1 protein-coding gene is annotated in these 695 nt (G+C 68.2%); it reads right to left on the bottom strand.

The window, feature by feature from the left end; translation table 11 throughout:
• On the bottom strand, positions 1-695 hold a 695-nt coding region (gene fgd / locus ABD951_RS28575), incomplete at both ends, for a glucose-6-phosphate dehydrogenase (coenzyme-F420) (protein ID WP_345353667.1).

The following is a 695-nucleotide window of genomic DNA, read 5'->3' as shown; positions in this document are numbered from 1 at the left end:
TGCTCCGGCGTCAGCGACAACGGCGCCCAGAACCGCGTGTTCTCCAACGCCAACTCCGGATCGGTGTCGTAGGAGATCTTGATCTCGATCATCCTGTCGATCCCGGCCACCTCACGCCCCGCCTTCCCCGCACCCTCGGCGACGGCAGGCATCAACTTCTCCGTGTACAGATCCATCCCCTTGCCCGAGGTGCAGATGAACCCGTCCCCCGCCCGACCCGCATACCGCGCCACCACCGGACCACCCGCCGCGATGTACACCGGAATCCCACCCTCGGGCACGTCGTAGATCGACGCACCCACCGTCCGGTAGTACTCCCCCTCGAAGTCGACCCGCTCCCCGGTCCACAACTCCCGCATCAACCGCACCGACTCCCGCAACCGCGCGAACCGCTCCTTGAACTCCGGCCACTCCCCCGCATACCCGGTGGCGACCTCGTTGAGCGCCTCCCCGGTGCCGACCCCGAGCATCACCCGCCCCGGGTACAGGCACCCCATCGTCGCGAACGCCTGCGCGATCACCGCCGGGTTGTACCGGAACGTCGGCGTCAACACCGACGTCCCCAACTGCAACCGACTCGTCCGCTCCCCCACCGCCGTCATCCACGCCAGCGAGAACGGCGCGTGCCCACCGTTGTGCCGCCACGGCTGGAAATGATCCGACACCGTCGCCGAATCCATCCCCCGCTCCTCCGC

This window comes from Rhodococcus olei, assembly GCF_039540555.1.
GTDB classification, from domain to species: domain Bacteria; phylum Actinomycetota; class Actinomycetes; order Mycobacteriales; family Mycobacteriaceae; genus Rhodococcus_G; species Rhodococcus_G olei.
Note: the sequence above shows the minus strand (reverse complement) of the source record. Positions and strands in the feature narration are given on the sequence as shown.